Genomic DNA, 16,473 nt, shown 5'->3' on the forward strand with positions numbered 1-16,473 from the left:
CCCGACCGGCCTGTGGACAACCCGGTGCGGGAGGATCAGGACATGACAGCAATCGAGCGGTCCCGCACGGTGGCGGTCGTCGGCGCCGGCACCATGGGCCAGGGAATCGCCCAGGTCGCCCTGCTGGCGGGCCACCGCGTCCTGGTCCACGACGTCAACACCGCCCTCGCCGCCGACGCGGTCGCCACCGTCCGGGACCGCGTGGAGCGGATGGCCGCCAAGGGCCGCATCGAGCGCGCCGAGGCGGCCGACGCGGCCGGCCGGATCGGATCCGCGGCCACCCTGGCCGACCTCGCGGACGCCGCCCTGGTCATCGAGGCCGTCGTCGAGGACACCGCCGTCAAGCGGGCGCTGTTCGCCGCGCTCGAAGAGGTGGTCGCGCCGGACGCCCTGCTCGCCACGAACACCTCCTCCCTCTCCGTCACGGAGCTTGCGGGCGGCCTCGCCCACCCGGGCCGATTCCTCGGCCTGCACTTCTTCAACCCGGCCCCGCTGCTCCCGCTCGTCGAGGTGGTCAGCGGCTTCGCGACCGACCCGGCCGCCGCCGAGTCCGCGTACCGCACCGTCCTCGGCTGGGGCAAGACGCCGGTGCGCTGCGCCGACACCCCCGGCTTCATCGTCAACCGGATCGCCCGGCCCTTCTACGCCGAGGCCTTCGCCGTGTACGAGGAGCAGGGCGCGGACCCGGCCACGATCGACGCCGTGCTCCGCGAGTGCGGCGGCTTCCGGATGGGGCCCTTCGCGCTGACCGACCTGATCGGCCAGGACGTCAACGAGGCCGTCACCCGCTCCGTGTGGGAGTCCTTCCACCGCAGCCCGAAGTTCACCCCGTCGCTCGCTCAGCGCCGCCTGGTCCAGTCGGGCCGCCTCGGCCGCAAGTCGGGGCAGGGCTGGTTCCCGTACGGCCCGGACGCGCAGCTCCCGCAGCCGCACACCGCCGGCCCCGAGGAGGCGCCGGAGAAGGTGGCCGTCGTCGGGGACCTCGGGCCGGCGGCGGAGCTCGTGGAGCTGATGGAGGAGGCGGGCGTCGCCGTCACCGCCGCCGGCAGCGGGGGCCCGTACATCCAGCTGCCCGGCGAGGGCCAGCTGGTCCTCGCCGACGGCAGGACCTCCGTCGAGTTCACCGACGTCGTCTACTTCGACCTCTCGCCGGACTACCGCGGCGCCACCCGGATCGCCCTGTCCGCCTCGGCGGACACGAGCGAGCGCACCCTCGCCGAGGCCGTCGGCCTCTTCCAGCGGCTCGGCAAGCAGGTCTCCGTCATCGGCGACGTGCCCGGCATGATCGTGGCCCGCACGGTCGCGATGCTGATCGACCTGACCGCGGACGCCGTCGCCCGCGGCGTGGCCACCGCCGAGGACGTCGACACCGCCATGAAGCTGGGCGTGAACTACCCGCTCGGCCCCTCCGAATGGCAGCGGCGCCTCGGCCGCGACTGGGCCTACGACCTGCTGCACCACCTGGACGAGCGCTGCCCGGGCGGCCGCTACGCGCCCTCCCTCGCGCTGTTCAAGCTCGGCTACGCCGAGGACGCAGCGGACGCCGGGGACGGCGCCGGCGGGCAGGACGGGGACGGGGCATGACCACCGCCAGGCGCGACACGTACACCCCGGAGAGCCTGCTCTCGGTGGCGGTCCAGGTCTTCAACGAGCGCGGCTACGACGGCACCTCCATGGAGCACCTCTCCAAGGCCGCGGGCATCTCGAAGTCCTCGATCTACCACCACGTCGCGGGCAAGGAGGAGCTGCTGCAGCGCGCCGTCAGCCGGGCGCTCGACGGTCTGTTCTCGGTCCTCGACGAGCCGGGCGCCGTACGCGGCCGCGCGGTGGAGCGCGTGGAGTACGTGACCCGGCGCACCGTCGAGGTGCTGGTCGGCGAGCTGCCGTACGTGACGCTGCTGCTGCGGGTGCGGGGCAACACGCGCACCGAGCGGTGGGCACTGGAGCGGCGCCGCGAGTTCGACCACCAGGTCGCGGAGCTGCTGAAGGCCGCCGCGGCGGACGGCGACCTGCGCGCGGACGTGGACATCAGGCTGGCGACGCGCCTGCTGTTCGGCATGGTGAACTCGCTGGTCGAGTGGTACCGGCCGCACCCGGGCACCACCCCCGGCCAGCTGGCCGACGCGGTCGTCCACATGGCCTTCGACGGGCTGCGCACCGCCCGGCCGTAGCGGACGGGCACCTTCCGTCCGGCCTGCGGTTTTTGGCCGAAAAAATGTGCGATCAAGAGGCCCCGGCGGCATGTACGCTGGGCCCGACTCGATCCTGAGCGTGTTCAAAAATCAACATGGGGGGCCGGTGCGCAACCGCCGTCTTGTCATTTCCGCCGCCGTCGCCGTGGCGGCCAGCTTCGCAACGGTCCTGGTGCCGGCAGCGGCCCAGGCCGCTCCCGCCCGACCCGCGGCCAAGGGGGCGCCCGCCGAGGGCGTGGACGCGGGCCCGCTGGCCAAGCCCGAGGCGAAGACCTTCCACAGCCCGGCCGAGCGGTCGGTCCGCAGGGCCCTGCCCGGCGCGAAGGGCAAGGCGGGCGCGAAGGCCGGCGCCACCGCCCAGTCCGACGCCACCGCGCAGTCAGACGCCACGGCCCAGGCGGAGCCCGCCCCGGCCGCCAACGAGGAGCTGGCCGTCGTCCTGAACGGCCGGACCACCACCGCCCACGGCGTCGAGCTGCAGGCGGCGATCGTGAGCGCCCCCGGCACCACCCTCAAGGTCACCTTCGACTGGGGCGACGGGGCCGTCGAGACCGCCGACGGCCTGCCCGGCCTGGAGGTCAAGCGCCAGCACCGCTACGCCGAGCTGGGCGAGTACAACGTCAAGGTCACCGTGACCGACGCGGCGAACAACGTCCAGGTCGTCAACGAGGTCCCGCTCTCGACGAGCGGCTCGGACTTCACGCCGCACACGCCGACCCGACTGCTGGACACCCGCACCGGCGGCGGCAAGGTCGCGCCCTACACCTCCACCCGGGTGAAGATCGCCGGGAACGCGAAGATCCCGGCCGGCGCCACCGCGGTCGCCCTGAACGTCACCGTCACCAACACCACCACCGGCGGCCACGTCACCGCCTTCCCCGGCGGCGGCGCGCGCCCGGCCACCTCGAACCTCAACTTCGAGGCCGGCCAGACCGTCCCGAACATGGTGATCGTGCCGGTCGGCAAGGACGGCACCGTCGAGCTGTACAACGGCGGCTGGCAGGCGGTGGACCTCATAGCCGACGTCACCGGCTACTTCACCCGCAGCGCCTCCAGCGGCTTCACGCCGATGACGCCGGTCCGCACGGTCGACACCCGCTCCGGCCTCGGCGCGCCGCGCGGGCAGGTCCCCGGCCGGGGCAGCTTCTCCACCCAGCTCGGCGGCCTGTACGTGCCGTCGAACGCCACTGCCGTGGCCCTGAACGTGACGGCGACCGGCCCGCGCGAGGACGGCCACCTGACCGTCTACCCGAGCGGCCAGGCGGCCCCGAACACCTCGAACGTGAACTTCAAGGCCGGGCAGACCGTCGCCAACTCGGTGATCGTCCCGGTGGGCTCGGACGGCCGGATCAGCGTCATGAACGGCGCCTGGGCGGGCGTCGACGTCATCGTCGACGTGGTCGGCTACTACAGTCCGGACAGCTCGGGCGCCTTCATGGCCGTCGCCCCGCACCGCCGCCTGGACACCCGCGAGTGGGGCAGCGGCCCGCTCGCGGGCCAGGACTACATCTGGATGGCCATCTCCCACAAGGAGGAGGGCATCGCCGGGTACGTGCTGAACACGACGGTGACCAACACCCGCGACAGCGGCTTCCTCTCGGTCGCCCCCGACGTCAACTCGCCGGCGTCCTACTTCGACAACACGGCCGTCTGGCAGGACCCGCCGCGGTCCTCGTCGCTGAACTTCACGCCGGGCAAGACGGTCCCGAACCTGGTGCAGGCGAGCTCCGGCGGCACCAACGGCACCATCGACTTCTGGAACCAGAGCTTCGGCGACATCGACCTGATCGTCGACATGTTCGGGTACTACGAGACGAAGTGACCCCGTGAGGTGACGACGTGAAACGGCGCCCCGGAGGCAGGCCCGCAAGGCCGGCTCCGGGGCGCCGCCGCGTTCCGGGGCGGGCGGGGCGCGGCTACTCCTCCGCGAGGGCCTGGGAGCCGCCCCCGGGGCCCAGGTCGAGCAGGTCGGTCTCCTCGAAGACGAGCAGGGTGCGCGTCGAGAGCACCTCCGGGATCGCCTGGAGGCGGGTGAGGACCAGTTCGCGCAGGGTGCGGTTGTCCGGCGTGTGGACCAGCAGAAGGACGTCGAAATCGCCGCTCACCAGCGCGATGTGCGCCGCGCCCGGCAGCTCGCGGAGCTTCTCGCGGACCGTCCGCCACGAGTTCTGCACGATCTTCAGCGTGATGTAGGCGGAGGCGCCCTGGCCCGCCCGCTCGTGGTTGACGCGCGCCGTGAACCCGCGGATCACGCCGTCGTCGATGAGCCGGTTGATACGGGCGTAGGCGTTCGCCCGTGAGACGTGCACCTGCTCGGCGACCGACCGTATGGACGCCCGTCCGTCCGCCTGGAGCAACCGCATGATCGAACGGTCGATGGGGTCCAGTGGGCGGGGAGGGGCCTGCGGGGCGGGAGCGGCACCTCCTGCCGGGGCGGGTGCGGAGCCCGCCGCGGAGCCCGCCGCGGCCATTTGTTCATCCGGCATTGCCCACTGCCTCCCTGTCCTGGACGTACTGCATCCATCCCAGGGCCCCGGCGCCACTTTGTCCACAGCCTGCCCCCGCCTGTAGCCAAAATGCGCCATCGACCGAACAATCGGTTGGTGAGGCGCCTCACACCCGTGGCCGCCCCTCCCCCAGCCCACCCGCTGGGCGGTACCCCAGCCCGCTTCCCATGAGGAGGTGTACGCCGCCATGACGGTCCAAGAGCTGCCCGGCGCAGGTGCGTCCCACCGGTCGACCCCGCCGCCCGCCTGGAGGCCCCGCACGGACGCCGCTCCGCTGCTCCCGGACCCTGAGCCTTACCGGGTGCTGGGCACGCCGGCCGCCGAGAAGCTCGACGCCGACCTGATGCGCCGCTGCCACGCGGAACTGGTCCGCGGCCGCCGCTACAACGCGCAGGCCACCGCGCTGACCCGGCAGGGCCGGCTCGCCGTCTACCCCTCCACCGTCGGCCAGGAGGCCTGCGAGATCGCGGCCGCCCTGGTGCTCCAGGAGCAGGACTGGCTCTTCCCGAGCTACCGCGACACCCTGGCGGCCGTGGCGCGCGGCCTGGACCCCGTCCAGGCGCTGACCCTGCTGCGCGGCGACTGGCACACCGGCTACGACCCGCGCGAGCACCGCATCGCCCCCCTGAGCACCCCGCTGGCCACCCAGCTCCCGCACGCGGTCGGCCTGGCCCACGCGGCCCGGCTGCGCGGCGACGACGTGGTGGCGCTCGCCATGGTCGGCGACGGCGGCACCAGCGAGGGCGACTTCCACGAGGCCCTGAACTTCGCGGCCGTCTGGAAGGCCCCGGTGGTCTTCCTCGTCCAGAACAACGGCTTCGCGATCTCCGTCCCGCTGTCCAAGCAGACGGCCGCACCGACCCTGGCGCACAAGGCCGTCGGCTACGGCATGCCCGGCCGCCTGGTCGACGGCAACGACATCGCCGCCGTCCACGAGGTGCTGTCCGAGGCAGTGCGGCGGGCCCGCGCCGGCGGAGGCCCGACCCTCGTCGAGGCCGTCACCTACCGCATCGAGGCCCACACGAACGCCGACGACGCGACCCGCTACCGCGGGGACGCCGAGGTCGAGGCATGGAAGGCGCACGACCCCGTGGCACTGCTGGAGCGCGAGCTGACCGCCCGCGGGATCCTTGACGAGCAGGCCGTCCAGGCGGCCAAGGACGCGGCCGAGGAGATGGCCGCGGACCTGCGCGAGCGGATGAACGCCGACCCGGTCCTGAACCCGATGGACCTTTTCGCGCACGTCTACGCGGAGCAGACCGGCCGGCTGCGCGAGCAGGCGGACACGCTGCGCGCCGAGCTCGACGCGGAGGAGCAGTCGTGACGACGGTGGCGGCGAAGCCCGCGACGATGGCGCAGGCTCTGAACCGGGCCATGCGCGACGCGATGGCCGCGGACCCCGCGGTGCACGTGATGGGTGAGGACGTCGGCACCCTCGGCGGTGTCTTCCGCATCACCGACGGGCTCGCGAAGGAGTTCGGCGAGGACCGCTGCACGGACACCCCGCTCGCCGAGGCCGGCATCCTCGGCACCGCGGTCGGCATGGCCATGTACGGCCTGCGGCCGGTCGTGGAGATGCAGTTCGACGCGTTCGCCTACCCGGCGTTCGAGCAGCTCATCTCGCACGTGGCGCGGATGCGCAACCGCACCCGCGGCGCGATGCCCCTGCCGATCACCATCCGCGTGCCCTACGGCGGCGGCATCGGCGGCGTCGAGCACCACAGCGACTCCTCCGAGGCGTACTACACGGCCACCCCCGGACTGCACGTGGTGACCCCGGCGACCGTCGAGGACGCCTACGGGCTGCTGCGCGCGTCGATCGCCAGCGACGACCCGGTCGTCTTCATGGAGCCGAAGCGGCTCTACTGGTCGAAGTCCGACTGGAACCCCCAGGCCCCGGCAGGCGTGCCCGGCATCGGCAAGGCGCTGGTCCGGCGGACCGGCACCGGCGCCACCCTGATCACGTACGGGCCGTCGCTGCCGGTCTGCCTGGAGGCGGCCGAGGCGGCGCGCGAGGAGGGCTGGGACCTGGAGGTCCTCGACCTGCGCTCGCTGGTGCCGTTCGACGAGGAGGCGGTCGTCGCCTCGGTGCGCCGTACCGGGCGGGCCGTGGTCGTCCACGAGGCGAACGGCTTCGGCGGACCCGGCGCGGAGATCGCCGCCCGCATCCAGGAGAAGTGCTTCCACCACCTGGAGGCGCCGGTGCTGCGCGTGACGGGCTTCGACATCCCGTACCCGCCGCCGATGCTGGAGAAGCACCACCTGCCCGGCGTGGACCGGATCCTGGACACCGTGGCCCGCCTCCAGTGGGAGAACTGATGGCGCAGGTAATGGAGTTCAAGCTCCCCGACCTCGGGGAGGGACTGACCGAGGCCGAGATCGTCCGCTGGCTGGTCGCGGTCGGCGACGTCGTCGCCGTCGACCAGCCGGTGGTCGAGGTCGAGACGGCCAAGGCGATGGTGGAAGTACCGTGCCCCTACGGCGGTGTGGTCACCGCCCGCTTCGGGGAGGAGGGCACGGAACTCCCCGTCGGAGCACCGCTGATCACGGTGGCGGTGGGTGCGGGCGCGGATGGCGCGGCCGGCGCGGGCGCGGTGCGGGAGCCGGAGGAGTCCGGTTCGGGCAACGTCCTGGTCGGCTACGGCACGGACCACTCGCGCACGGCGCGTCGGAGGCGGGTGCGACCCGCCTCCGCGGCACCGGCCCCCGCTCCCGCCGCTCCCGCAGCCGTGGCCGCTCCGGCCGCGCCTGCCGCGCCTTCCGTCCGGCCCGCCGGGCCGGTGCCGGTCATCTCGCCGCTGGTGCGCAAGCTGGCCCGGGACAACGGGATCGACCTGCGGGCCCTCACCGGGTCCGGGCCCGACGGCCTGATCCTGCGTGCGGACGTCGAGGCGGCGCTCCGGGCGCCGGCCGCCGCCCCCGCCGTACCCGCTGTCGTCCCGGCCGCCGCGGCGCCGGCCGGCGCCGAGCGGATCCCGCTCAAGGGGCTGCGCGGCGCGGTCGCCGACAAGCTCTCGCGCAGCCGGCGCGAGATTCCCGACGCCACGTGCTGGGTCGACGCCGATGCGACCGAGCTGATGGCGGCGCGCGCGGCGATGAACGCCGCGGGCGGCCCGAAGGTCTCGGTGCTGGCCCTGCTGGCCCGGATCTGCACGGCGGCGCTGGCCCGCTACCCGGAGCTCAACTCCACAGTGGACCTCGCGGCGAACGAGATCGTCCGCCTGCCCTCCGTGCACCTGGGCTTCGCCGCCCAGACCGAGCGCGGCCTGGTCGTCCCGGTCGTCCGCGACGCCCACGAGCGCAACGCGGAGTCGCTGACGGCGGAGTTCGCGCGGCTGACCGAGCTGGCGCGGACCGGGAAGCTCGCCCCGTCCGACCTGACGGGCGGCACCTTCACCCTGAACAACTACGGGGTGTTCGGGGTGGACGGCTCGACGCCGATCATCAACCACCCGGAGGCCGCGATGCTCGGGGTCGGCCGGATCACCCCGAAGCCGTGGGTGCACCAGGGTGAGCTGGCCGTCCGCCAGGTCGTGCAGCTGTCCTTCACCTTCGACCACCGGGTGTGCGACGGCGGCACGGCGGGCGGCTTCCTCCGGTACGTCGCCGACTGCGTCGAGTCCCCGGCGGTGCTGCTGCGCACCCTGTAGGCCCGCCCGCGGGCGGGGCCGCCGGTCCGGGCGGGGGTCAGACCGCCCGGGCCGGCGCGCTGCCGCGCCCGGCCCGCCGGGCCCGGCGGCGGGTGCAGCGGGATCACACGGCCATCAGCACCTTGCCGACGTGGGCGCCGGACTCCACCAGCCGGTGGGCCTCGGCGGCCTCGCGCATCGGCAGCACGGTGTGGACGACGGGCCGTACACGGCCCGCCTCCACCAGCGGCCACACGTGCTCCCGTACGGCCGCGACGATCGCGGCCTTCTCCCCCCGGGGCCGCGCCCGCAGCGTCGTCCCCGCGACCGCGGCCCGCTTGGCGAGCAGCGCGCCCAGGTTCAGTTCGGCCTTCACGCCGCCCTGGAGGCCGATCACGACGAGCCGCCCGTTCACGGCGAGCGCGTCGACGTTCCGTGCGAGGTACTTGGCGCCGATGATGTCCAGGATCACGTCGGCCCCGGCTCCGCCGGTCGCTGCCTTCACCTCCGCCGTGAAGTCCTGCGTCCGGTAGTCGATCAGGACGTCGGCGCCGAGTTCCTTGCAGCGGGCGAGCTTCTCGGGCCCGCCCGCGGTGACCGCCACCGTCGCCCCGGCGGCCTTCGCCAGCTGGATGGCCATGGTGCCGATGCCGCTGGCCCCGCCATGCACGAGCACGGTCTCGCCGGGGCGCAGGTGGGCGACCATGAAGAGGTTCGACCAGACGGTGCAGGCTGCCTCGGGCAGCGCCGCGGCCGTCGCCAGGCCGGTGCCCGCCGGGACGGGCAGCAGCTGACCCGCGGGCACGGCGACCCGCTCGGCGTAGCCCCCGCCGCTCAGCAGGGCGCACACCTCGTCGCCCACGGCCCAGCCGGAGACGCCCGGCCCGACGGCGGCGATCCGCCCCGAGCACTCCAGGCCGGGGTGCGGGGAGGCGCCGGGCGGAGGGTCGTAGAAGCCCTGCCGCTGGAGGAGGTCGGCGCGGTTCACCGCGCTCGCGGCGACGTCGACGAGGACCTCTCCCTCGCCCGCCACAGGGTCGGGTGCCGGGCCCCAGACGAGGGCCTCGGGACCGCCGGGCTGCTCGATCGTGATCGCATGCATGGCCCGGAGCGTACGCCAACCCCCCGCCGGGGGCGGTCCGCGCAGCGGTGCTCAGTCGGCCTGGCCGCGGTTGATCGGGGGCTGGGCCGGCGGGGCGGCGCGCACGATGGTGATCAGCCGGTCGGTCAGCTGGAGGGGGCTGGCGTGCGGGTCGGTGTACGGCAGCAGCCGGTGCCCGCGCAGGACGCTGACCACCAGGTCCTCGGTCTCCCGCACCCCCTTGCCGACCTCGGACTTCTTCACGGGCCGCTCGACCAGGTCCAGGCCGGTGCCCTGCTGGATGAGGTCCTCCATCACCTCGCCGGAGCTGGGGCTGAGGACCGACAGCCCGAGGAGCCGGCCGGCCGCGCTCGCGCTGGTGATGACCGCGTCGGCGCCCGACTGCCGCAGCAGCGGCGCGTTCTCCTCCTCGCGGACCGCGGCGACGATCTTCGCGCCGCGGTTCAGCTGGCGGGCCGTCAGCGTGACCAGGACCGCGGTGTCGTCGCGCTGGGTGGCGATGATGACCTGGCGCGCCTTCTGGAGTTCGGCGCGCAGCAGGACGTCGGACCGGGTCGCGTCGCCCACCACGCCGGTGAAGCCGTCGGAGTTGGCGGTGTCGATGACCTTGGAGCTGGGGTCGACGATGACGACCTGCTCCTTCTGGAGGCCGGTGGCCAGCAGCGTCTGGAGGGCCGAGCGGCCCTTGGTGCCGAAGCCGACCACGACGGTGTGCTCGCGCAAGTTTTTCCTCCAGCGGCTCAGCCGCCACTCTTCCCTGGTGCGCTCGGTGAGCACTTCCAGGGTGGTTCCCACCAGGATGATCAGGAAGAGCACGCGCAGCGGTGTGATCAGCAGGATGTTGATCAGGCGGGCGCCGTCGCTCTGCGGGACGATGTCGCCGTAGCCCGTCGTGGACAGGGTCACCGTCGCGTAGTAGAAGCAGTCGAGCAGGTCGACCGTCTCGTCGGCGTTGTCGTGGTAGCCGTCCCGGTCGAGCCAGACGATCAACACCGTCAGGAGCAGGACGCACAGCGCCATCAGCAGCCGCTTGGCTACCTGACGGAGCGGCTTCTCCACCACCCGCCGCGGCAGTTTGATGCGGCGTGAGACGAGTTTTTCGTCTGCCGCCCGCGCCATGGCGTCCTGGCCGTGCAGTTTCACGTGAAACATCCTCCCGAGACCCACGGCAGGTCGAGGATCTCCAGCTCCTGTCCCGCCCGCGCACCGTGCGGCGGTACGACGGCCAGCGCGTCGGCCGTGGCGATGCCGCGCAGCATGGCGGGCCCGTTGTAGCGCAGCGGCACGGCGTGCTCGTCGGTCAGCCGCACCGGGACCAGGCGGGTGTCGTACGGGTGCCCCGGCACGTCGCCCTGGACGGGGGCCCCGTAGCGGGGCCGCGGGCGGCGGCCCGCCAGGGCGCGCAGCAGCGGCTCGGCGAGGGTCAGCAGGCCGGAGACGGCGGCGAGCGGGTTGCCGGGCAGGCCGACCACGTGCCGGCCGTCGGCGGGGCCGCCGAGGCGGGCCAGCAGCATGGGGTGGCCGGGGCGTACAGCGACCCCGTCGACGAGCATCTCGGCGCCGGCCCGGCGCAGGACGGGGTGGACGTGGTCGACGGGGCCGGAGGCGGTGCCGCCGGTGGTGATGACGACGTCGGCCCCGGAGCCGGTGACGGCCTCCAGCAGCGCTTCGGCGCCGGCGTCGTCGTCCCCGATCCGGCGGGTGGCGGCGACCTCGGCACCGAGCCGGTCCAGCCAGGGGCCGAGCATGGGGCCGAGGGCGTCGCGGATCAGGCCGTCGCGCGGGCGGCCCTCGGTGAGCAGTTCGTCACCGAGGACCAGGACCTCGACGCGGGGGCGGGGGCGGGTGACGAGCTCGTCGTACCCTGCGGCCGCGGCGAGCCCGAGGACGGCGGGGGTGACCAGGGAGCCGGCCGGCAGCAGCAGGTCGCCGGAGCGGCACTCCTGGCCGCGGGGGCGGATGTCCTGGCCGGTGGTGACGGGCCGGTCGGCGTGGAGCTGCCCGCCGGCCTCGCGGGAGTGCTCGCTGCGGAGGACGGCGGTGGTGTCGGCGGGGATCCGGGCGCCGGTGGCGATCCGCACGGCCTCGCCGTCGGCGAGGGGCTCGGGCCGCCCGGAGCCGGCGAGCACGCCGCCGTCGGCGCGGACGGTCCAGGGGCCGGGGCCGGCGACGGCCCACCCGTCCATGGCGGAGGTGTCGAAGGACGGCAGGTCCGTGAGGGCGTCCAGGGGAGCGGCGAGGACCTCGCCGAGTGCGTCCGCGAGCGGGACGCGGCGGGTGCGCGGCCGGATGCCGGCTCCGGCGCGGGCGGCGGTGTCGCGGGCCTGCGGCCAGGCCGCGGCCCGGTGCCCGCCGCCTCCGCCGGACCCGGAGCTGCCGGAGCCGGCGGGGACGGGGTTGACCAGGGCCAGCGCCTCGTCGAGTGCCCGCATGGCGTGGTCGGAGTCCGCGGGGGAGCCCGTGGGGGTCATTGCGGGGCCGTCCCGTTCTCCCCGGCCCCGGCCTCGGCGGCCCAGCGCTGCGCGAGCGCGGCGGCCTTGCGGGTCGCGTCGGCCAGGGCGGCGGCCGGGTCGGCCCCCGCGGCCTCGGCGCGCGCCGCCGCGTAGCCGACGAGGAAGGTCGTCAGGGGGGCGGCGGGCCGGGCGACGCCGTGGGCGGCGTCCCGGGCGAGGTCGAGCAGGGCCTTGGTGTCGACGTCGATGTCGATGCCGAGCTCGGCCTTGGCGGCGGTGATCCATTGGTCCAGCACGTTCCCATGCTCCCTGATCGTGGCGCGGGCGGATGCGAGATCGTCCCAGGTGTCGCAGTCGAACGAGGCGAGTGGTCCAGTATCCGCCACGTGGTCCAGCTCCAGTTCGGCGGTCAGCGCGCGCAGCGGCAGCCCGGTGAGGGTGCCGTGCTCGGCGGCCAGGAGGGCGATCTCGCGGCGCAGCGGCTCCGCCCGGTACGCGGCGACGAGCGGCTGGTCCCGCCCGGCGCGGTCGCGCAGCAGGGCGCCCTCCGCGCCGGCGGGCGGGGCGAGGCGGTCGAGGAGGGCGCGGACCGTGCCGCGGTCGAGGAAGGGGAGGTCGGCGGAGAGGACGAGGACCGTGTCGGCGGTGGTGCGCCGCAGCCCTGCGTCGAGTGCGGCGACGGGGCCGCCTCCGGGCGGGCTCTCCAGGGCCCAGGAGACGGGGCGGGCCGTGGGCCGGCGGCCGCCGACCACCACGGTGGCCGCGGCGTCGGCGCAGGCGTCGAGGACGCGGTCGAGCAGCGTGCGGCCGCCCACGCGCAGACCGGGCTTGTCCGCTCCGCCGAGGCGCCGCGCGGCGCCGCCGGCGAGGACGATCGCGTCGTAGCTCATGCCCACGAGTATGCGCGGACCATGTGCCGCGCCGGGAGCCGCACTTGCCCGGCCCGCTCGGGACCGCCCCGGCCGGCACCGTCACGGGTCCGCGCAGGCCGGCACGGCGCGGGCGGCGGCGCGGCGGCCGCCGCCGACCCCTCGCGGTGCCAGTGCTGTGACCGCAAAGGTTCACCACGGCGCCCGGCACAGCGCCTCGCGGCCTTGTCGGACCGCGCTCGTACGCCCAGTTGCGCCGCGCTCCTCCGCCTTGCGATGCACCGCACCGGACACCGCGACCCGGCAAACCTTCCCGGCCACAGCACTACTAGAGGTAGGGGCCCGAGCGGATCGCGCCGTGCGGTCCGTCGCCCTCCTCGTCGTGCGGGGCGCCGGCCGGGAGCGCGCGGCGCATCTGCTCCAACTGGGCGCGCGCGGCCATCTGCTGCGCGAACAGGGCGGTCTGGATGCCGTGGAAGAGGCCTTCCAGCCAGCCCACCAACTGCGCCTGCGCGATGCGCAGTTCCGCCTCGGAGGGCACCGTCTCCTCGGTGAACGGCAGGGAGAGGCGCTCCAGTTCCTCGACGAGCTCCGGAGCCAGTCCGTCCTCCAACTCCTTCACCGACGCCGCATGGATGTCCTTCAGACGGACCCGGCTGGCCTCGTCCAGAGGTGCGGCGCGCACTTCTTCCAGAAGTTGCTTGATCATGCTGCCGATCCGCATGACCTTGGCGGGCTGTTCGACCATCTCCGTCACCGGGACCTCGCGCGACTCGTCATCGGCGCCGCCGACCGCCATCCCGTCCTGTCCCACGATCAGGACGTGCGGGGGACTGTCCTGCGACCGTTCACTCCTCGGCATCTCCATGCCGGCCATTGTCTCGCACACCTGCGTACGCACACGGTGTGCCCCCGTACGGGCGTGATCCACCCTGTACGGGGGCACCGGCCGTGCGGCGCCTGCGGACGGGGCTCAGCCGGCGGCGCGCCGGGCGATCCCGCTCGCGGACCGGGTCACGGCGGCAGCGAGCAGTGCCGCGCCCAGCGGGACCAGGACGAGGAGCGCCGCGAAGGTGTCCCACGGCAGCACGATCGGCACGAACGGCACGTCGCCGTCGAGTCCGGAGGCCGCCGCCATCTCCGCGATCTCGCGCCGCTGGGCGAGCCGCAGCCCGACCGCGGGGAGGATGCCGGAGGCGGTGCCCAGGACGACGCCCATGAGCGCCACCACGCCGCACTGGAAGCCGCTGAGGGTGCGCCGCACCCGCGGGGGCGCGCCGACCGCGGAGAGCGTCTTCAGGTCGGCTTCGGCGTCGGTCTGGGCGAGGCCGGTCGCGATGCCCGCGGCGCCGATGGTGACGAGTCCGGCGAAGACGGTCAGCGCGAGCACGGCCGTGGTGTCCTCGCGCTGGAAGCCGGACTCGATGACGAGGGGCGCCTCCACGCCGATCCGGTCGATCTCCGCGGCGAACTGCTGCCGCTGCCGTTCGGTGGGCTTCCCGTCCAGCGTGAAGTAGGAGGCGAACGGCTGGGTGGTGAGCCCGGCGGCCTTCACGGCGGACGGCGGCAGGACCAGGGAGACGCCGTAGCCGTGGGTGCCCTCGGGCGCCCGGTGCACGGCGAACACCTTCTCCTCGCCGGGCGGTTCGCCCTCGCCGGTGAAATCGCGCTCGGCCTCGGAGGTGATGAGCCGGACGGTGGCCTTGCCGTCCTTGACGTCGCGCGGCTCGAAGGAGACGGCCTTGCCGGACTTCAGTGCGGCGACGGTGCCCGGGTCGGTCACGGCGAGCGCGGTCAGCAGCTTCTCGTCGGCGACGACCAGGTCGTACATGGAGCCGTGCCGCGAGACGGCGCACCGCCAGTCCCGGCGCAGCTCCTTGACCTGCGCCGCGGTGAACTCGCGGTCCGAGGCCTCCCAGAGCGGGCAGCGCTGGTCCTTCGGCCGGATGAGCTGGGCGCGGCCGCATTCGCCGGGGCCCGTGATCCGCTCGCAGCCGGGCGCGCCGACCTGCACGCGGTCCACGTCCGCCCGCACGGCGATGGGGAGTTCCCGGCTCAGGGCCTGGCGGACTGCCCCCATGGACTGCTCGTGCCCGTTCTCGTTCAGCTCCACCTTGCCGGAGCCGGCCGGCAGTTGGGCGACGTACGCGGCGCGGGCCTGCGCCTCGCTGCTCTGCTGGTACGTGGCCAGCGCGACGGTGCCGGCGACGGCGGCGAGCACGGCGGCCACGGCGGGTGCGGTGCGGCCCCGGTTGCGCACGGCGTCGCGCAGGGCGAGCCGCGGCGAGAGCGGCAGCCACCGCCCGATCCGGCCGAACAGCCCCACCAGGACGGGGGTGAGGGCGACGACGCCGAGTTCGGCGAGGGCGCTTCCGCCGGCGACGACGGTGGCGCCCGCGTCGGCGGTCGCGCCGTAGAGGGCGATGGCCGCGCCGAGGGCTACGGCCGCGAGCCCGGCGAGCGGCAGCACGCGGTTGGCCCGGCGGATGCCGCGCCGCCCCGTCAGCGAGGACAGGACGGTCTCCCGGGAGGCGCTGATCGCGGGGACGACGGCCGCGAGCAGGCCGGTGAGGACGGCGAGCAGGGCGATGCCGAGGAGCTCCAGCGGCCGGAGGTCGAAGCTGCCGAAGCGGACGCCGATGCGCTCCTCCAGCAGCGGCCGCAGCGCCACGGTGAGGAGGATGCCGGCGGTGGTGCCGACGACGGCGGCCGCGGCGCCGATGACGAGGCCCCCGGAAAGGACGATGGCGCGGATGTGGCGCCGGTCGCCGCCGTTGGCGCCGACGAGGCCGAGCTGGCGGCGCGAGCGGCGGGCGCCCACCGCGAAGGCGGGCCCGGCGAGCAGGCAGATCTCCAGCATGGCGAGGCCGACGACCGTGGCGAGGATGGCCGTCTCGCTGGCCGGCAGCGACCCGAAGTCGCGCTCGCCCATGCTGTCCATCTGTGTGAAGAAGGGCACGTCGGAGCGCGCGGGCGGGTCGAGGGCGACGGCCCGGGAGCGGACCAGCACGCCCTTGGCGTTGGCCTCCTTGACCATGTTCCACGTGAAACCGCCCGGCCCGGTCTTCACCAGGTAGGAGTCGGACGCGACCACCCCGGGCACCCCGGCAGCCCGCAGCTCCTTGTCGAGCGGGGCGAGCAGGGTGCCGGGCGGGGCGGTGATCTCGACCGTGTGCAGGTCGGAGGGGAGCTCGTACGCGCCGACGATCCGGTACCACGTGGCGGAGCCGCGGGGCGTGAACTGGGAGCCCACGAAGAGCCCGGAGGCCTCGAGGAAAGCGTCGGTGGCGACGACCTCGCCGGCCTCCTCGGGCGCCCGCCCGCGGTTGATGGTGATCAGGCCCTTGACCAGGGGGCTGGCCAGGTCGACCTCGCGCAGGTCGGTCTGCCGCAGCCCGTACCGGGTGCGGACCTTGGCGTGGCTGGTGCTGATCTTCAGGGTCTCGGCGCCGGCGGGCACCGCGGACTTCGCGTGGTCCGGCCCGGCCTCCGGGGGGTTCTGGTTCTGGGCCATGCGGTCGATGGCGGGCGCGTAGCCGCTGCCGTCGGGACGCTGGTAGACGGCCGAGGCCATGCCGGTGGAGGACAGCAGGGCGTCGGCGGCGCCGACCCTGCGGCTGACCTCCTCGGCGGGTGAGAGCTGCGAGCTGCGCAGGGTGACGTCCGCGGCGCTGACACCGATGATCGGCAGGGCGATCATCGCGAGGACGAGGAAGCTGCG

The 16,473-nt window shown here is 74.4% G+C and carries 13 protein-coding genes; 6 read left to right on the forward strand and 7 right to left on the reverse strand.

The genetic code is table 11. The annotated features are described in order from the left end of the window. Positions 1 to 42 precede the first annotated feature (42 nt). From ACZ462_RS11390 to ACZ462_RS11400, 3 genes are all read left to right on the forward strand, one after another. On the forward strand, positions 43 to 1,584 hold the full coding sequence (locus ACZ462_RS11390) for a 3-hydroxyacyl-CoA dehydrogenase (protein WP_467805923.1): 1,542 nt from the start codon (positions 43 to 45) through the stop codon (positions 1,582 to 1,584). Next, the gene (locus ACZ462_RS11395) at positions 1,581 to 2,171 is read left to right on the forward strand and encodes a TetR/AcrR family transcriptional regulator (RefSeq protein ID WP_402381784.1); all 591 of its coding nucleotides are present in this window, start codon (positions 1,581 to 1,583) and stop codon (positions 2,169 to 2,171) included. Before ACZ462_RS11390 ends, ACZ462_RS11395 begins: the two co-directional genes overlap by 4 nt. Positions 2,172 to 2,298: 127 nt before the next feature. Continuing rightward, complete coding sequence (locus ACZ462_RS11400) at positions 2,299 to 4,014, forward strand: PKD domain-containing protein (protein ID WP_467805922.1); 1,716 nt, start codon at positions 2,299 to 2,301, stop codon at positions 4,012 to 4,014. A gap of 94 nt (positions 4,015 to 4,108) precedes the next feature. Here the strand turns inward: ACZ462_RS11400 and ACZ462_RS11405 are convergent, their stop codons facing one another. Then, positions 4,109 to 4,678, reverse strand: coding sequence for an Lrp/AsnC family transcriptional regulator (locus ACZ462_RS11405; protein WP_467805921.1), 570 nt, complete (start codon positions 4,676 to 4,678; stop codon positions 4,109 to 4,111). Positions 4,679 to 4,886: 208 nt separating this feature from the next. On the opposite strand from ACZ462_RS11405, the gene pdhA reads away from it, so the two are divergent. The 3 genes from pdhA to ACZ462_RS11420 are packed head-to-tail and all read left to right on the forward strand — an operon-like array spanning position 4,887 to position 8,349. Then, positions 4,887 to 6,023, forward strand: coding sequence for a pyruvate dehydrogenase (acetyl-transferring) E1 component subunit alpha (gene pdhA, locus ACZ462_RS11410; RefSeq protein ID WP_467805920.1), 1,137 nt, complete (start codon positions 4,887 to 4,889; stop codon positions 6,021 to 6,023). Next, positions 6,020 to 7,018: an alpha-ketoacid dehydrogenase subunit beta gene (locus ACZ462_RS11415; protein WP_467805919.1), complete on the forward strand. Its 999-nt coding sequence runs from the start codon at positions 6,020 to 6,022 to the stop codon at positions 7,016 to 7,018. The genes pdhA and ACZ462_RS11415 overlap by 4 nt, the downstream gene beginning before the upstream one ends. Then, positions 7,018 to 8,349 (forward strand): dihydrolipoamide acetyltransferase family protein, encoded by a 1,332-nt coding sequence (locus ACZ462_RS11420; protein WP_467805918.1) that lies wholly within the window; start codon positions 7,018 to 7,020, stop codon positions 8,347 to 8,349. The genes ACZ462_RS11415 and ACZ462_RS11420 overlap by 1 nt, the downstream gene beginning before the upstream one ends. A gap of 103 nt (positions 8,350 to 8,452) precedes the next feature. On the opposite strand, the gene ACZ462_RS11425 is transcribed toward ACZ462_RS11420, so the two are convergent. The 6 genes from ACZ462_RS11425 to ACZ462_RS11450 form a co-directional block, all read right to left on the reverse strand. Continuing rightward, the gene (locus tag ACZ462_RS11425) at positions 8,453 to 9,430 is read right to left on the reverse strand and encodes an NAD(P)H-quinone oxidoreductase (RefSeq protein WP_467805916.1); all 978 of its coding nucleotides are present in this window, start codon (positions 9,428 to 9,430) and stop codon (positions 8,453 to 8,455) included. Between the two features lie 51 nt (positions 9,431 to 9,481). Beyond that, positions 9,482 to 10,582: a potassium channel family protein gene (locus ACZ462_RS11430; protein WP_467805915.1), complete on the reverse strand. Its 1,101-nt coding sequence runs from the start codon at positions 10,580 to 10,582 to the stop codon at positions 9,482 to 9,484. Then, entirely contained in the window at positions 10,570 to 11,901 is a 1,332-nt protein-coding gene (locus ACZ462_RS11435) for a molybdopterin molybdotransferase MoeA (protein WP_467805914.1), read from the reverse strand. Before ACZ462_RS11435 ends, ACZ462_RS11430 begins: the two co-directional genes overlap by 13 nt. Then, on the reverse strand, positions 11,898 to 12,773 hold the full coding sequence (locus ACZ462_RS11440; RefSeq protein ID WP_467805913.1) for an NTP transferase domain-containing protein: 876 nt from the start codon (positions 12,771 to 12,773) through the stop codon (positions 11,898 to 11,900). The genes ACZ462_RS11435 and ACZ462_RS11440 overlap by 4 nt, the downstream gene beginning before the upstream one ends. A 307-nt stretch (positions 12,774 to 13,080) precedes the next feature. Continuing rightward, on the reverse strand, positions 13,081 to 13,620 hold the full coding sequence (locus ACZ462_RS11445) for a bacterial proteasome activator family protein (RefSeq protein WP_467805912.1): 540 nt from the start codon (positions 13,618 to 13,620) through the stop codon (positions 13,081 to 13,083). Positions 13,621 to 13,725: 105 nt separating this feature from the next. Next, the gene (locus ACZ462_RS11450) at positions 13,726 to 16,452 is read right to left on the reverse strand and encodes an FtsX-like permease family protein (RefSeq protein WP_467805975.1); all 2,727 of its coding nucleotides are present in this window, start codon (positions 16,450 to 16,452) and stop codon (positions 13,726 to 13,728) included. Positions 16,453 to 16,473: the final 21 nt, after the last annotated feature.

This window comes from Streptomyces sp. NPDC031121 (genome assembly GCF_055570615.1).

Coding starts and splice junctions, on each gene's coding strand:
- ACZ462_RS11390 (WP_467805923.1), top strand. CDS start 43: ATGACAGCAATCGAGCGGTCCCGCACGGTGGCGGTCGTCGGCGCCGGC.
- ACZ462_RS11395 (WP_402381784.1), top strand. CDS start 1,581: ATGACCACCGCCAGGCGCGACACGTACACCCCGGAGAGCCTGCTCTCG.
- ACZ462_RS11405 (WP_467805921.1), bottom strand. CDS start 4,678: ATGCCGGATGAACAAATGGCCGCGGCGGGCTCCGCGGCGGGCTCCGCA.
- pdhA (WP_467805920.1), top strand. CDS start 4,887: ATGACGGTCCAAGAGCTGCCCGGCGCAGGTGCGTCCCACCGGTCGACC.
- ACZ462_RS11420 (WP_467805918.1), top strand. CDS start 7,018: ATGGCGCAGGTAATGGAGTTCAAGCTCCCCGACCTCGGGGAGGGACTG.
- ACZ462_RS11425 (WP_467805916.1), bottom strand. CDS start 9,430: ATGCATGCGATCACGATCGAGCAGCCCGGCGGTCCCGAGGCCCTCGTC.
- ACZ462_RS11430 (WP_467805915.1), bottom strand. CDS start 10,582: ATGTTTCACGTGAAACTGCACGGCCAGGACGCCATGGCGCGGGCGGCA.
- ACZ462_RS11435 (WP_467805914.1), bottom strand. CDS start 11,901: ATGACCCCCACGGGCTCCCCCGCGGACTCCGACCACGCCATGCGGGCA.
- ACZ462_RS11440 (WP_467805913.1), bottom strand. CDS start 12,773: ATGAGCTACGACGCGATCGTCCTCGCCGGCGGCGCCGCGCGGCGCCTC.
- ACZ462_RS11445 (WP_467805912.1), bottom strand. CDS start 13,620: ATGGAGATGCCGAGGAGTGAACGGTCGCAGGACAGTCCCCCGCACGTC.
- ACZ462_RS11450 (WP_467805975.1), bottom strand. CDS start 16,452: ATGATCGCCCTGCCGATCATCGGTGTCAGCGCCGCGGACGTCACCCTG.